11 protein-coding genes are annotated in these 13133 nt (G+C 69.9%); 4 read left to right on the top strand and 7 right to left on the bottom strand.

All coding sequences use genetic code 11. The features are described from left to right. Positions 1 to 219: 219 nt before the first annotated feature. Complete coding sequence (locus tag ACTOQ1_RS05500) at positions 220 to 1017, bottom strand: hypothetical protein (protein ID WP_440064922.1); 798 nt, start codon at positions 1015 to 1017, stop codon at positions 220 to 222. Between the two features lie 87 nt (positions 1018 to 1104). Between ACTOQ1_RS05500 and ACTOQ1_RS05495 the strand changes: the two genes are divergently transcribed. Continuing rightward, entirely contained in the window at positions 1105 to 1929 is an 825-nt protein-coding gene (locus tag ACTOQ1_RS05495; protein ID WP_440064921.1) for a class I SAM-dependent methyltransferase, read from the top strand. A gap of 103 nt (positions 1930 to 2032) precedes the next feature. Further along, positions 2033 to 2923, top strand: coding sequence for an aminoglycoside phosphotransferase family protein (locus ACTOQ1_RS05490; protein WP_440065450.1), 891 nt, complete (start codon positions 2033 to 2035; stop codon positions 2921 to 2923). A gap of 187 nt (positions 2924 to 3110) precedes the next feature. On the opposite strand, the gene ACTOQ1_RS05485 is transcribed toward ACTOQ1_RS05490, so the two are convergent. Next, entirely contained in the window at positions 3111 to 3932 is an 822-nt protein-coding gene (locus ACTOQ1_RS05485) for a DUF4259 domain-containing protein (protein ID WP_440064919.1), read from the bottom strand. 197 nt (positions 3933 to 4129) lie between these two features. Here ACTOQ1_RS05485 and ACTOQ1_RS05480 point away from each other — a divergent pair, with 197 nt between their 5' ends. Then, positions 4130 to 5044, top strand: coding sequence for an N-acetyltransferase family protein (locus ACTOQ1_RS05480; protein ID WP_440064917.1), 915 nt, complete (start codon positions 4130 to 4132; stop codon positions 5042 to 5044). Positions 5045 to 5180: 136 nt separating this feature from the next. On the opposite strand, the gene ACTOQ1_RS05475 is transcribed toward ACTOQ1_RS05480, so the two are convergent. The 5 genes from ACTOQ1_RS05475 to ACTOQ1_RS05455 all read right to left on the bottom strand — a co-directional run bounded on the left by ACTOQ1_RS05475 (position 5181) and on the right by ACTOQ1_RS05455 (position 10734). Further along, complete coding sequence (locus ACTOQ1_RS05475; RefSeq protein WP_440064915.1) at positions 5181 to 5723, bottom strand: dihydrofolate reductase family protein; 543 nt, start codon at positions 5721 to 5723, stop codon at positions 5181 to 5183. Between the two features lie 63 nt (positions 5724 to 5786). Beyond that, positions 5787 to 6836 (bottom strand): sigma-70 family RNA polymerase sigma factor, encoded by a 1050-nt coding sequence (locus tag ACTOQ1_RS05470; RefSeq protein ID WP_440064913.1) that lies wholly within the window; start codon positions 6834 to 6836, stop codon positions 5787 to 5789. 182 nt (positions 6837 to 7018) lie between these two features. Then, entirely contained in the window at positions 7019 to 7789 is a 771-nt protein-coding gene (locus tag ACTOQ1_RS05465; RefSeq protein ID WP_440064912.1) for a sporulation protein, read from the bottom strand. Positions 7790 to 7822: 33 nt separating this feature from the next. After that, positions 7823 to 9076: an SPFH domain-containing protein gene (locus ACTOQ1_RS05460; protein WP_440064911.1), complete on the bottom strand. Its 1254-nt coding sequence runs from the start codon at positions 9074 to 9076 to the stop codon at positions 7823 to 7825. Continuing rightward, the gene (locus ACTOQ1_RS05455; RefSeq protein ID WP_440064910.1) at positions 9073 to 10734 is read right to left on the bottom strand and encodes an SPFH domain-containing protein; all 1662 of its coding nucleotides are present in this window, start codon (positions 10732 to 10734) and stop codon (positions 9073 to 9075) included. Before ACTOQ1_RS05455 ends, ACTOQ1_RS05460 begins: the two co-directional genes overlap by 4 nt. 248 nt (positions 10735 to 10982) lie before the next feature. On the opposite strand from ACTOQ1_RS05455, the gene uvrB reads away from it, so the two are divergent. Then, positions 10983 to 13094 (top strand): excinuclease ABC subunit UvrB, encoded by a 2112-nt coding sequence (uvrB, locus tag ACTOQ1_RS05450; protein ID WP_440064908.1) that lies wholly within the window; start codon positions 10983 to 10985, stop codon positions 13092 to 13094. Positions 13095 to 13133 lie beyond the last annotated feature (39 nt).

Here is a 13133-nt window from a genome sequence, read left to right as displayed (position 1 = left end):
CGGATGGCGCGGCAGGCGAGCCGAATTGTGATTCTCGGTCGTTCGAATGCCCGCTGAATCTTCTGAATGCGCCGATGTTCGCCTGACGGATCCAAACCGTTCCCCGGAAAGGCGAAACCCTGAAATTTCGGGTTTTGACCGGCTTGGGTCCCGACGAGCGGGAACCAGGCCGGTGGACGGGGCGACGGGGCTGCGGGGCCGGGGGAGTCCGGGAGGGGGTTACGAGACCTTGGAGGAGGGAGCCACCCAGGTCTTGCAGGAGCGAGGGTCTGAGGTGGAGTAGCCCCGCTTGGTCCAGTAGACGAGGTTGGCGCTCTTGCCGAAGTAACGGAACTCGCCCTTGGCGTCGGCCTCGGCCTTGGCCAGGTCCAGCAGGCGCCCGGCGTTCTTGGCGGGGTAGCCGAGGGCCGACCACAGGCTCTTCGCGGTCATCCCGCCCAGGCACTTCGCCTGCAGGTTGAAACGGCGCAACTGCTCCAGGATCTCGTCGCTGTCGTCGGCGTGCAGGGCGTTGTAGCCCTCGGTGACGTCGACCAGGCTCAGCACGTGCTCGGCGTAGGCGGAACTCAACTCCGCGAGGATCGGGATGTCATCGGATGCTTTGATCCAGTCGGGACGGACGCGTATGGAGAGGTTGGTCCCGAAGCAGTGGACGGCCTCCGACTTGGCGGGATTCATCTTGGCCCCGAAGCAGTAGCGCTCGTACTTCTTATCCAGGGCGGTTCCGTGCACCTCCACCCTGGGCGGCACGAACTGGAGGTTGGCCTTCTTCATGTAGGGGCCCCAGGTGTCGTTCATGCAGGTGATGAGCGCGTTGACGTGCTTCTTCACCGAGGCGAGGCTCTTGCCCTTGGCGGGTTTCCTCGCGCACCCCGCGGCGGGGAGCTTGCCGGCGGCGTAGAGGGCGTTGCCGGTCAGGAGCGGGGCGTCCTCGACCGGATATGCGAGGGCGGTGGCCGTACCGGGGAAGAGCAGGACGGAGGCGGCGGCCGTCGCCATGATCACGCGGATTTTCATGGTCATGGACATTAGGGCATATGTCTGCTGTTCGTCCGGTCGTCTAATTCGTTTGCCCGTGGACCAGGGGTGAAGAAATGATCGAGCATGGCGATGACACCGGAACTGCTCGCCTACTACGAGCAGGACAAGGAAGACGGCAGGCTCCGTGCGGGGCGCGGGCGGCTGGAGTTCTGGCGGACGCAGGACGTGTTGCGCAGGGCGCTGCCTCCGGCTCCGTCCAGGGTGCTGGACGTGGGCGGCGGCACCGGGGTGCACGCGGAGTGGCTGGCCGTCGACGGATACCGGGTCGAGCTCATCGACCTCATGCCGTCGCACGTGGAGCGGGCGGCGCGGCTGGCCGGGGTCACCGCGCGGCAGGGTGACGCCAGGCGACTGCCGGTGCCCGACGAGAGCGTGGACGCGGTGCTGCTCCTCGGCCCGCTCTACCACCTCGCCGACCGCGCCGACCGGGTCCGCGCGCTGGCCGAGGCGGTACGGGTGGTGCGGCCCGGCGGCCTGGTGGCCGCCGCGACCATCAACCGCTACGCGGCCGTGCACGACATGGTCTACCAGGGGCTGTACCTGCGGGAAGAGCCGAGGGAGACGGTGAACGCGGCCCTGGTGGACGGGGTCCTGTCCGGTCCGGGTATCGGCTTCACCGCCTACATGCACGACCCCGACGACGTTCCGGCCGAGTTCGCCGACGCGGGACTTCCCGAGGTCGCCCGCTACGGCCTGGAGGGAGCCTTCTGGCTGTACGGTGACGTCGACGACTGGCTCGACGACCCCGAGCGCCGCGCTCTCATGCTCGACGCCCAGCGCCGCCTGGAGTCGGTCCCCTCCCTGCTGGGCGTCAGCGGCCACGTGCTCACTCTCGCCCGCAAGGTGAGCCCGGTGTCCACGAGGTTCACCGGGACGGGACAGTGCTGAGCACCGACTCCGGGAAACCCGGGCGACAAGCGCGACATGCTGTGATGATCATTGCTGTCCGTCGCGCGGAGCGGGCCGATCGCAAGAGCCGTTCTTGGCAACCGTGAGAACCGCGGACATCCGCCCCGCGATCGATGCCGCGCTGGTCAGGCGCCTGGTCGACACGCAGTTCCCGCAGTGGGCCGGGGCGCCCTTGGAGCTGCTCGACCCGGCCGGATCGGATCATGTGATCTACCGGCTCGGGGAGGGACTGGCCGTTCGGCTGCCCCGCCACGCCGACGCCATCGGGCAGGCCAGGAAGGAAGCCGAGTGGCTGCCCCGGCTCGCCGCCCACCTGCCGCTGGCCATCCCGGCACCGGTGGGGGTGGGGGAGCCCGGCTTCGGCTATCCGTGGCCGTGGGCGGTGTCCCGCTGGCTGGAGGGCGAGGTGGCGACCGTCGAGGCACTGGCCGACTCGTCCGAGGCCGCCGTCGAACTGGCGGAGTTCCTGACCGCCCTTCAGGGGTTCGCACCCGAGGAGCTCCCGGCCGTGGAGGCCCGGGGGGACCTCGTCATCCGGCCGTTGGCCGACCGGGACCACGCGACGCGGGCCGCCATGGCGAAGGTCGGCGGCGCGTTCGACACCGCGGCCATGACCGAGCTGTGGGACGCGGCGTTGAGCGCCCCCGGATGGGGGCGCCCTCCGGTCTGGGTGCACGGCGATTTCCACACCGGCAATCTGCTGGTCGACGGCGGCCGTCTCAGCGCGGTCATCGACTTCGGCGGGCTCGGCGTCGGCGACCCGGCCTGCGACCTGATGATCGCCTTCACCCTGATGTCGGCCAGGAGCCGGGCGGCCTTCCGCGCCGCGCTCGGCGTGGACGACGCCACCTGGACCCGCGGCCGCGGCTGGGCACTGGCCACCGGCCTGAACGCCTACACCCACTACGCCGCCGTCGACCCTCGGGTCGCCGTACAGACCACCCGTCAGATCACCGAGGCCCTTGTCGGCTAGACACACGGCGGAAGGTCCGCGCCCCTCGGACCGAGAGACGCGGCTTCGATCCGGACGTCGCAGCGGTCAACGCGATCCGAGTGCTTCCCCGGCCAGGACATCGGAGGCTCTGGAGCCACGGACACCGCCTGCGGTGACATCCACGTACGGGCCCTGACGCGTGTGTCACGCTCCGCGCCCTGTGGGCTCACTTCGGCAGGGCGGGAAGCGGGGGGACAGGGTCGAGGCCGAGATGGCGGCCGGTGGCTTCCAGAGCCCTGCGGAGATCGTCGGAGACCTGCCGGGTGACGGGTGCCTCGAAGCCCTCGTGGGAGTGACCGAAGTCGATCCAGGCCTCGGCCGTGGTGCGGCCACGAGAGATCCGTTCCGTGTACGCGCCTGGCGTGAGCTGCCCGAAAACGGTGAGTTCCTGCAGGTTGGCGGGACGCCACCACGCGAGCCAGGCCGGTGCCTCGTTGACGGCCAGGACGAGGCGTCCCGCCACGTCCGCGTAGGCGGTGTCGTCCGGCAGGCCTTGGTCCTCGATGCTCCAGTACGCCTGCAGCCACTGCTTCTTCTGGTCGGAGAAGTCCGGGACAAACGGGACGGGTGGATCCTGCGGCTCACCGTGGAGGGCCTTGCGGTACGGCTCCAGGTGCTCCAGGAACGCCTGCCAGTCCCCGGCCTGGACCTCCATGAGCCAGTTGTCCCGCGAACGGGTGGCCAGGGCGAACGCGGCGACGGCCAGCCGGCGCAGGTCGTCGGAGACGGTGAGGGGGGTGCGGTCCAGCCAGTGATGGGCGGCCTCGTCGGGGGCGATGCCGGAGATCCGGGCGGCGACCAGGCACGCGAACGCCAGCGCCTCGTCCACGGCCCCTTCCTCGGCGTACTCCTCGTTCTCGCGCACGAACGTGTCAAGCGACTCGGCCATCGTCGTGGCGGCGTCGTCCTTCCCCACCAGGTCCGCGATGGCGTCAGAGCCCTCGTCGCTGTCGAAGGGGCCTTCGAAGAAGGGAGGGGTGTCGTCCACGCCACAGGTCCTTTCCCGAGATTCGGTGATCAGGCACGTGCTGATCATCTTCTAACCTCGGTCTGACATTTCTGGGCGAATCGCCTGGGATGGGGGATGCGCCTGCTGTCATGATTACGTCGCCGCGTGCCTCACCTCGCTCACCCCTCGGTTCTCGGCTTTCGCGAGGCCCCCCGGAACCGGAAGATGGAGTCACCTTGTCGATTCAGATCGTCCCGCTGGCCGATCCCCAACCGAGCGCGTCCAGCCGCCGCCTGGTGTGGCTGGCCTCCGACGACGACGGGGTCCCGGTTGGAACGGCGTTCCTGCGCCTGTTCGAACGGGAGGGCCAGGACCACCTGGCCGAGCTGGAGCTGAACGTGCACCCGGCCGAGCGGCGCGCGGGCGTCGGCTCCGAGCTGCTGGCGCGGGCGGTGGCGGGCGCCGAGGCGGAGGGACGGCGCTGCGTGCTCGCCCAGGCCGACGCCGGTACGCCGGGTGACCACTTCCTGGCGGCCAGGGGGTTCAGGAAGGTTCTCACCCTGACGTACGCCAGGCTCGCGCTGGCCGACGCCGCCGTGGACACCGCCGTGGACACCGCCGCGCCGGCCCACGCCACCGTGGACACGGTCACCGGCAGCCCGCCCGCCGGATACCGGCTGCGTTCCTGGGACGGGACGGTGCCGGACGAGCTGGCCGACACCTTCACCGCCTCCCGCCGGGCGATGGACGACATGCCGATGGACGACACCGACTACGGGGTCGTGGTCTGGGACGTCGAGCGGGTCAGGGCGGCGGCCAAGGCCATCGCGGACCGTGGCGAGTCGCTCCACACGGTCGTCGCCGTCGATGAGTCCGATGGCTCGATCGCCGGGTTCACCGAGCTGGTCGTCCCCGGTGACGGCAAGGGCGACGGCCAGCACTACGGTACGGGGGTCCTGCCGGAACACCGCGGCCACGGCCTGGCCAGGTGGATGAAGGCCGAGGCGATCCGGCAGGCCCGCGAACGCTACCCGGACCTGGGCGGGCTGCTGGCGGACACGGCCGACGGCAACACCCACATGCGGGCCGTCAACGACTCGCTCGGCTACCGGCCCACCCACAGGACGTTTCAGTACCAGCTGGACCTGTGACCCCCTCCAGGGGCGCCGGTGGCGGCGACCGCTGAGCGCCTCGCCGCCACCGGGAACGATATGGCGGCAAGCTCGGTCCGTGGTGGCAGGACGCCGATCAGCCGACCGGCCGAGCGTCCCACCGCCCGGGGACGGCTCACCGGACGACGCGGAACCGGATGCTCGTCGCGTGCGGCACGTGGTTCAGGGCGATGCGTTCCAGCCTCACGTTGGTCCCGCCCGGGTGGTCGAACAGCCGGACGCCGTCGCCCAGCATGACGGGCGCGATGAACACGAGGATCTCGTCGAGCACACCCGCTTCGAGGCACTGCCGGGCGACGTGGGCGCCGAGGATGTTGACGTACCTGTCACCCGCGGCGGCCTTGGCCGCGGCGACGCCGCTGCCGAGGTCGTCGACGAAGGTGATACCCGGCAGCGGCGTGTCCGGGATCTGGTGGATGAGCACGAACTGCGGCCCGGTCCACCCGCCGCCGAACGGCTTGCCCTCGCTGTCCGTGCCCCGGTGGGGGTCGTCGCCGCGGAAGGTGCGGTTGCCGACGAGAAGCGCACCGATCTCGCCGATGAGCTCGTCCACCGCCGGGTCGGGGCCGAGGTGCTCGGCCAGCCAGGACATGTCACCGCCGGGACCGGCGATGAAACCGTCCAGTGACATGGTGACCGAATACAGCATCTTGCCCATGAGGTGCCTCCGTCGGGATCAATTGTGGTTGACCCGTTCTGAGACGGCGGATCGCGCGAGAACTCATCGGTCTCCGGGAGGCAACGTCGCGGGCAGGGCGAACGCCGGGAACAGGCTCAGATCGTGGAAGGCGGTCATCTCCGCGATCCGGTCGTCCTCGATCCGCAGCACGCCGATCGCGAAGGCGCTGTAGACGGGCTCGCCGAGGCGCCGTACGTAGGATGCCACGCCCGGCTGCCGGTTGGCCCGGACGGGCACCATCCGGAACCGGCCCACGTAGTCGGGCGACCCGGCGTCCCAGCTCTCCGCCAGCGCCGCCACGACCGCGTCGCGGCCCCGGAACCACATGGGCCACGGCGGCATCTCCGCCCGTACGTCCTCGGCCAGCAGGTCGGCGACCGCGGCGAGGTCGGCGCGTTCCATCGCGTCCATGTAGCGCCGCAGCACCGCCCGCTCCCGCCCGGTGGGCTCCGCCGGCGGCGCCCAGTCCAGGCGGCGCTGCGGCAGGTGCTCTTTCATCGTCGCCCTGGCCCGCTGCAACGCGCTGTTCACCGACGCAACGCTGCCCTCCAGCAGCGCCGCGGTCTGCTTGGCGGGCCAGCCGAGCACGTCGCGCAGGATCAGCACCGCCCGCTGCCGGGCCGGCAGGCGCTGGAGCGCGGCCAGGAACGCCAGCTCGATCGTCTCCCTGGTGACGGCCACGGAATCCGGCTCGGTCTCGCTCGGCGCGACCGGCTCCCACAGCCGATCGGGGAACGGCTGCAGCCACGCGATGTCCGCGGGGGGCGACAGCGAGGCACTCGGATCCGACGGCCCTGACAGGTGGCGGGGGAGCACCCGGTGCGCCCGGCCGTCGAGGGCGTCGAGGCACACGTTCGTCGCGATCCGGTACAGCCAGGCCCGGAACGTCGAGCGCCCCTCGAAACCGCCGATGCTCTTCCAGGCGCGCAGGAACGTCTCCTGCGTCAGGTCCTCCGCCTCGTCGAACGAGCCCAGCATCCGGTAGCAGTGCACCCGCAGCTCGCCCCGATGACGCTCGACGAGCGCCGCGAACGCGGACTCGTCGCCCGCCCGCGCGGCGGCCACCACCGCGTCGCCGTCACCCGCGCCCACCCGACCGCCCTTCGCCCGTACTCCGGCCACCGGCCGGCCTTTGCGGGGAACCCTACGACAGACATGGCGGAGGCGCGGCCCAGCGCTCCTCACACGTCGTGCGAGCAGCGGAACGCGCCGTGTGAACAGCGAAACGGGTGTGCCCCGTCAGTCAGGGCACACCCGCACGCACGCGAGGAAGGCTAGAACCAGCCGCGCTTCTGGGCCATGGACTGCAGGCCGCCGCGCAGCGACTGCTCCACCTGGCCCGGGTGGTCGTCGTAGCGGACGGTGAAGCGGCTGTAGGTGTCGTGGCTGGAGCCGAAGCTGCCGCGCTTGTCGGCCTCCAGGATGATGTCCATCGCCTGGGGGCCGGCGATGAAGGTGAGCTCCAGCTCGTTGAAGTGGCGGCGGTACTCGTGGCCCGCGTAGTACTCGATCTCCTGGAAGAACGGCATCCGCGAGCCGTGCAGGGTGCCCCGCTCCAGGTCGGCCTTCTTGAAGCGGAAACCGAGGTTGTCCAGCGCGCCCAGGACGTGGTCCTGGGCGGGCAGCGGGTTGACGAACAGCGGGTCGAGGTCGCCCTTGTCGAGCGCGCCCGCGAGGGCGAGCTCGGTGGAGACGCCGAGCTTCATGCCGCGCAGCGGGTGGCCGCCGATGGCGCTGATCGGGGTCTCCCAGGGGACCTGGATCTCGAAGGGCGCCGACTGCGGGGCGCCCGCGGCGAGGTGGAAGGAGCCGGTGATCTGCTGGCGCAGGAAGCTGTACGTCGACTTGTACTCGTTGTCGCCGCTCTCGACCTCGACGACGGCGGTGAAGTCGATGAAGATGCCCTCCACCTTGTAGTCGGAGCCGCCGCCGCGGAAGTTGACCTGTCCGCGCAGGACCTCGCCGGGCCGCACCTGCGAGTTCTGCAGCACGGTGTCGACCTCGACACCGGCGCCGAACGCGGCCATCAACTTACGGAACACCATCTAGGACTCCCAGGGGTTGGAGATTTTTTCTCATCAAGGGGCTTGGTTCTGCGGCCTGGCCTGGCCGTTGCCGCCGCCGTTCAGCTGGGGCAGGATCTGGGCCAGCAGCAGGGTGGACAGGGCGGAGGTGTCGCCGGAGGCGCCGGAGGTGCGGACGACGACGGGGCGCGGGGCGCTCTCGGCGAGCCTGGCGCCCACGTCGAGCCTGCGGCGGGCCAGCTCGTACTGGAGCACCGCGCGGTTGTCGCGGTAGGAGTCGGCCAGCCTGCGCAGCCCCTTCGCCTCGTTCTCGGCGGAGGTGAGCTCGGCCCGGCCCTTCGCCTCGATCTCCCAGCGCACCCGCTGCGCCTCGGTCTCGTGCTCCTCCAGCATGCGGGCGACGTCCTTACGGGCGGTGTTGGCGGCGGCTCTCACCTCGACGATACGCGCGTCACGCGTCTTTTTGGAACGTTCGATCTCCATCAGCAGGGTGTCGATCCTGCGCTTGCGGGTGAGCTCCCACTCGCGCTCGAAGGCCGACAGCTCCTTGGCGACCTTCTCGCGGGTGGCCAGATGCTGCTGGTACTGGTCGGGCAACTGCACGTCGGGGATGTTGGCGCCGGTGATGCGCACGCCGTACCGGCCGAGCTGGCGGGTGAGGAGCTCCTGCATGTCACCGACGTCGGACCCGCGCAGGTCGTAGGCGCGCTCGGTGTTCACCAGGCGGCTGCGCTGGCGGATGGCGTCCTGTACGGCACTGCTGAGCACCAGGTCGAAGTTACCGGCGCCGATCGTACGGACGAAGGCCACCGGGTCGACGATGCGGAACTTCAGGAAGAACTCGATCGACTTGAGCGGAACGTTCTCCGCCGTCGGGCAGGCCACGATCGGCGCGGAGTAGGGGATCTCGGTGGAGGTGTCGACCACCGCGTCCACCCGGTCCCACGGCAGCCACAGGTAGTGGCGTCCCGGGGGCAGCGTGCCGACGATGGCGCCCCACCGGCTGCGCACGCCCGTGGTGCCCTCCTCGATCTCGATGATCGCCCGACGCCACAGCCACACCAGCGCCACGACCAGGGAGAACACCGCTCCGACCGCGGCCAGGAAGGAGATCGCCCCGCCGGCGAACACCGCCGTGCCGGCCAGGTAGAGGGCGAAGAGGAGCAGTGCCACCCAGGCGAAGCCGCGGCGGTCCTTGGGGATCACCACGGGGACCAGCTGGCCCGACTCGCCGCCGCGCAGCAGCTGGCGGATCTCCGACCAGGAGGCCAGGGATTCCTTGATCTTGGAGAACTCTCTGCCGCTCATCGGACCTCTTCCTGGACTTCCTGGGCGGCCCGGCCCGCGACGGGGACGGGGACGGGCACGGTGGTGTCGGCGGGCGGGTTGAGCAAGGAGCTGATCTCCGCCCCGCGCTCCTCGACACGGCTGCCGATCTCGCTCATCCGCGCCCTGATCGCGGCCATGTCCGCCTGGGAGAACAGCTGGGCCTCGGGGTTGCCGACCAGTTGCCTGGCCAGGGCGAGCAGGTCGATGTCGACGGCGTCGCCGACCTGCACCAGGCGCGGCAGGTGCGAGGCGACGGACTCCAGCTTGTCGAGCAGGTCCTGCTGGAAGCGGTAGTCGAGGATCTCCGGCGCCTCGGCGGCGCTCAGCGAGCGGATGTCCAGCGCCTGCGCCTCCAGCAGCGCCGCGTTGGCCTTGGCGGTGGACTCCGCCTCCACCAGCCGCTGGCCGCCGGCGGCCTTGGCCTGGTGGGAGGCGCGCTCCAGCGCGGTGTCGATCCTGGCCTGGTGCCCGGCGATCTCGGCGTGGATGGCCGACAGCTGCTCCTGCAGCCCGGCCAGCTCCTTGATCAGGTCGCCCTCGTTCTGCTCCTTGCGCAGCTGGAGCTCGTACTCGTAGGTGTACGCCTCCTTGGCGACTCTGATCATCTCGGGGGCGGCCAGGTCCATCCGGTACTCCTGGCTGGACGGCTCGGCGTGCGTGATGTTGACGTCGGTGAGCCGTACGGCGGGCAGGAACTGCTGGTTGAGGTTGTCCAGCATGCCCATGGTGCTCTCGCCGACCAGGTCGTAGATCTCCTCGGCGCGCTGGGCGTAGATGAGGGAGCGGGTGACCTCGCTGATGGCGTTCTGCAGCTTGGCCTGGAAGCCGCTCACCGAGCCGAGCACGAAGATGAACTCGGCCGGGTCCTCGATCCGGAACTGCAGGAACAGATCGACGCTGGCCTTGACGCCCTGCTGGGTGGGGGCCTCGCGGATGGGCGCGTTGAAGGGATACTCGCGGGTGGTGTTGACGATGTAGCTGACCCGCTTCCACGGGTTGAACAGCGTCACCCGGCCGGGCTCGGCGATCTGCACGAGCTTGCCGAACTTCGTGATCAGCGCCTTGCAGCCCTCGGGCACCATGACCACGCTCCTGCGCCACCACAGGAACGCCGCGGCCAGCACGAGCACGGCCCAGTAGTGCGGGCCGAACAGCACCCGGGCCCCCTCGGGCAGGCCGGTGGCGACGAGCCCCACCAGGCCGAGCCCGGCCAGCACGACCAGCGGGACGACCACCCTGGCGGTGGTGCCCTTGGGGATGACCACGGGGGAGATGACGTGGACCGGCTCGCCGTTCGGGCCGTTGCCGCTGAAACTCCGGTTGACGATCTCCCCGGCCTCGTTGAGCGGGGCGCTGCGGGCCTCGATCACCGTGCCAAGGGACGAGCCCTGGTCGCGGGCGGCCATGAAGTCGGAGGGGTTGAGCGCGAAGCCCTTCTCGCCGGCGGAATCGCCGGAGCCGGTGTTCGCGCCCGCCTGGCCCATGAACTGCTCGGCCACCTGCCCGGCGTACTGTCCCGCCGACTGGCCGGCGTACTGCCCCACGACCTGCCCGACGACCTGGCGAACGTCGCCGCCCTGTCCTATGGCCTGGGCTGCGGCCCTCGCGTACTGCGCGGCTTCTCTTGGCCGGGACATCACACCTCCGGGTTGGTGATAGATCGAGAGCCCGATATATCACGCTTTGTGATCATTGGCACGCGAGACAGTCAAGGGGATCCCGCTTGCGGATCGCTTGCCACGCGGTTGACGGCGGTCCGCCCGTACACGGACCTGTGCGGTTGACGGCGGTCCGCCCGTACACGGACCTGTGCGGTTGACGGCGGTCCGCCGGTGCGCGGACCTATGAAGAAGGATTGTCGGTCACGCCACCTACAGTGGGACAGGTGAGGCCGGTAACAGATTTGCAGCGCAGGGTGGCGCCCTTCGAAGTCGTCACCGACATGACCCCATCGGGCGACCAGCCCGCCGCGATCGCCGAGCTCGAACGGCGCGTCAAGGCCGGCGACAAGGACAACGTCCTGCTGGGCGCCACGGGCACGGGCAAGACCGCCACGGTCGCCTGGCTGATCGAGCGCCTCCAGCGGCCGACCCTGGTCATCCAGCCCAACAAGACGCTCGCCGCCCAGTTCGCCAACGAACTGCGCGAGATGATGCCCAACAACGCGGTCGAATACTTCGTCTCCTACTACGACTACTACCAGCCCGAGGCGTACGTCCCGCAGAGTGACACCTACATCGAGAAGGACTCCTCGATCAACGAGGAGGTCGAGCGGCTGCGCCACTCGGCGACCAACTCGCTGCTCACCCGCCGCGACACGATCGTGGTGGCCTCCGTGTCGTGCATCTACGGCCTGGGCACCCCGCAGGAGTACGTCGACCGCATGGTCAGGCTCAAGGTCGGCCAGGAGATCGACCGCGACACCCTGCTGCGCCGCCTGGTCGACATGCAGTACACCCGCAACGACGTGGCCTTCACCCGGGGCACCTTCCGGGTGCGCGGCGACACCGTCGAGATCATCCCCAAGTACGAAGAGCTCGCCGTGCGGATCGAGATGTTCGGCGACGAGATCGAGAAGCTCGCGACCATGCACCCGCTCACCGGTGAGGTGATCACCGAGGACGAGGAGCTCTACATCTTCCCCGCCTCCCACTACGTCGCGGGCGCCGAGCGGATGGAGAGCGCGATCCGGGGCATCGAGGCCGAGCTGGCCGAGACCCTGGAGACGATGGAGCGCCAGGGCAAGCTCCTGGAGGCCCAGCGGCTGCGCATGCGCACCACCTACGACCTGGAGATGATGCGCCAGATCGGCACCTGCTCCGGCATCGAGAACTACTCGCGCCACATGGACGGCCGCACCCCGGGCAGCGCGCCCAACACCCTGCTCGACTACTTCCCCGAGGACTTCCTGCTGGTCCTGGACGAGTCCCACCAGACCGTCCCGCAGATCGGCGCGATGTACGAGGGGGACGCCTCCCGCAAGCGCACCCTCGTCGACCACGGCTTCCGCCTGCCGTCCGCGATGGACAACCGCCCGCTGAAGTGGGAGGAGTTCCTGGAGCGGATCGGCCAGACGGTCTACCTGTCGGCCACCCCCGGCTCCTACGAGCTGGGCCGCTCCAAGGGCGACGTGGTCGAGCAGGTCATCCGGCCGACCGGCCTGATCGACCCCGAGGTGATCGTCAAGCCGACCAAGTCGCAGATCGACGACCTGGTCCACGAGATCCGCACCCGCACCGAGAAGGACGAGCGGGTCCTGGTCACCACGCTGACCAAGAAGATGTCCGAGGACCTCACCGACTACCTGCTGGAGCTCGGCATCCGGGTCCGCTACCTGCACAGCGAGGTCGATACCCTGCGCCGCATCGAGTTGCTGCGCGAGCTGCGGATGGGCGAGTTCGACGTGCTGGTCGGCATCAACCTGCTCCGGGAGGGTCTCGACCTGCCCGAGGTGTCGCTGGTGGCCATCCTCGACGCCGACAAGGAGGGCTTCCTGCGCTCGGAGACCTCCCTGATCCAGACCATCGGCCGCGCGGCCAGAAACGTCTCCGGCCAGGTGCACATGTACGCCGACCGGGTCACCCCCTCCATGGAGCGGGCGATCGACGAGACCAACCGCCGCCGGGCCAAGCAGATCGCCTACAACGAGGCCAACGGCATCGACCCGCAGCCGCTGCGCAAGAAGATCGCCGACATCCTCGACTCGCTCAACCGCGAGGACGCCGACACCGCCCAGCTCCTCGGCGGCAGCGGCCGCCAGCAGTCGCGCGGCAAGGCCCCCGTCCCCGGCTTCGCGATCAAGCAGGCGGGCCAGCACGCCAGGGCGATCGCCGGAGAGATGCCCAGGGCCCAGCTGGAGGCGCTGATGGAGTCGCTCACCGAGCAGATGCACCAGGCCGCCACCGACCTCCAGTTCGAGGTCGCCGCCCGGCTCCGCGACGAGATCAAGGAGCTCAAGCGGGAGGTGCGCGACATGCGCGAGGCCGGGGTCTCCTGACCTCGCCTTCTTCCTGGCCGCCGCGGCCGGTAGGGTCGC

Source organism: Streptosporangium sp. OZ121 (assembly GCF_051918885.1).
GTDB lineage: Bacteria > Actinomycetota > Actinomycetes > Streptosporangiales > Streptosporangiaceae > Streptosporangium.
This window is presented reverse-complemented; position numbering and strand designations above follow the sequence as displayed.